At 59.3% G+C, this 2,260-nt stretch carries 2 protein-coding genes; both read right to left on the bottom strand.

Annotated features, from left to right (window positions below; translation table 11 throughout):
* Positions 1-840: transposase (locus tag ACM9LZ_RS25715; RefSeq protein WP_416622353.1), on the bottom strand; the 840-nt coding region annotated here is incomplete at its 3' end.
* Positions 841-1,054: 214 nt separating this feature from the next.
* Positions 1,055-2,164 carry a polysaccharide pyruvyl transferase family protein gene (locus tag ACM9LZ_RS25720; RefSeq protein ID WP_416622352.1) on the bottom strand — a complete coding sequence of 370 codons (1,110 nt, stop codon included), beginning with the start codon at positions 2,162-2,164 and terminating at the stop codon, positions 1,055-1,057.
* Positions 2,165-2,260: the final 96 nt, after the last annotated feature.

The raw sequence follows: 2,260 nt of genomic DNA on the forward strand, positions 1-2,260 counted from the left end.
CTTGCCGGCGTCGCGCAGGAAATCCTCATTGGCCTGGGAGCGATAGGCCGTGTCGGCCCACACGCCCGACGCCGTATTGTCCGGGTCGATCAGTCCCTCGCGCAGGCGCGCGCCGTCGTGGGCGGCAGCATCGCTGACCAGCCGGCGCCGGATCACACCATGCCGCCGGTCGATGGCGATATGCGCCTTGTAGCCAAAGACCGGGATGGCGATGTCGGGCGGCTGCGGTGCCCCCTCGGGGGCCGGCTTGGCCTTGCTGAATTTCACCGTCCAGCGTGCATCCACATCCTTCTGGGCCGCCTTGGCCGGCTGATCGGGCCAGATCTCATGGGCGGACTTGCCTTGCTTGATCGCCGCTTTCTCCTCCTCCTTGTTACGCTGGCGGGGCGCCGCCACCAGGGTCGCATCCACGATCTGGCCCGACATCGGCAGATAACCCGCCGCAACGATTGCCTGGTCCAGACGCGTGAACAGCCCGTCCAGCGCACGGGCACGGATCAACGCCTCGCGGAAATCCCACAGCGTGTTGGCATCGGGTACCCCGTCCCCCGGCCCCAACCCACAGAACCGCATCCAGCTCAGCCGGTCACGCACCAGATACGAGGTCTGTTGCAGCGACAGACCGTGCAGCGCCTGCAACACCAGCATCTTGAATTTTAGCACCGCGTCGAACGGCGGGCGACCGCCCTTGCGCGGGTCGCCACGGCGCAGGGCCTTGGCCAGAACCGGCCGGAACTGCTCAAAATCAACCGTCGCCGACAGCCGCTCCAGCGGATCACCCTCCGCCGACAACTCGCGTAGACGATCCTCAAAATCCCAGAAACCGAACTGGCCCGACATCACCAAACTCGCTACAGGCTGCATGCCCTATCATAGCAGAAATCGGCAGTTTCCGGAGGTGTCCAGCTTCGTCAGGCGTATCGCAAGGCATTGATGCAATTCAGATTAATTTCGAATCAGACTCTAAAGCGATGGAAATAATTTTGAAGACTGAATAATCCACCATATGTCATTTTTGGGAAACGCAGGCGGATTTGAATAAGCCGTCGTTCAACTACAGAGTGGAAATGAAGCTGTTCTCTACATAGAAGGATTTCAGCTCCTCGAAGCAGGTCTTGATCTTTTTGTTAGCCTCGATCCAATCATGTTCGATCATCGCTTGCGCTGGGTCGCACCAGTCTTCGGTGACGCCCTGATACGGCAGGCCGTAGACTTCACAGAATTCGGTCAGGCGAGAATCGTAGACGTAGTAATAGCAGGGTTTGCCTTGCAACAGCGCCACCATATTGCCGTGAAAGCGGAAGCCAACGATGGCATCGAGATCGCGCGCCTTGGCCAGCCATTCCTCAATGCTCTTCACGCTGACCATATGCGCCATCAGCCGCTCGGGCGAGAAAAGTTCGGTCGCTCTCATGCGACCGATCACCTCGGCGGCGGCTTCCCGTCGCTCGGCGAAGGAAAGATCGTGATCGGCGATATCGTATTCGCGCAGCACCCCCTGCTCGAAAACCGACATGTTCGCCGCATTCTCGAGCGCCCAAGCAATCACCTTGCCGTGCATGGTTAGTGCTTCGGTCGGGGCGTGGCAGAAGATATTGGTCGTCAGGCCGGAGTGAATCGAGACGCCGATCGACCGCTCGGGCATTGCCAGCATGTCCGGGACACGCACCTGCGGGGCACGCAGGGTGTAGAACAGCGACGGGCAGCCCGTTACGCGGATGTTCCGCCCACCCAGCCGCTCCACCACCGATGCAGTAAAGTCGCCGCGGACAGAGATGCTGGCAGATTTCTCGTTCAGCCGGGCAATGAACTCACGCGCGCCAACGTTGCTGTCGAGATAGGTGACATCCTTGGTGGGGTTCTGTGCACCAAGGCCGACGATCGCCAACGAAGCATCAATGCTGTCGAGCGTTTTGTTGGCTGCCTCGAAATCGAAGTGCTTGTGCAGATATGTCGATCCACGAATGATCGCACGATCCACCGGCTGCGAGAGTGTGTCACCGAAGTTGACCCGAACCGTCTTTTCCAGCTTCAGTTCGTGTAGGATCGCGATGCAGACGAGCATGTCACCGTAGTTCGGCTTCCACTTGGAAGTGCGCATGTCCGGCCAGGTAGTATGGTTCCGGCTTTCTATGTGATTGAAGTGGACGAGTGCAATCGTCATCAATTACCTGCGGTTCAAGCCGTTCTCGGCGCGGATTGTCTTCAACCCTAACCTCACTTGAGTAGCCCGACCCATGCCCTTTGTCCAGACCGGAAC

Origin of the sequence: Niveispirillum fermenti, assembly GCF_048066175.1 — a bacterium.
GTDB lineage: Bacteria > Pseudomonadota > Alphaproteobacteria > Azospirillales > Azospirillaceae > Niveispirillum > Niveispirillum fermenti.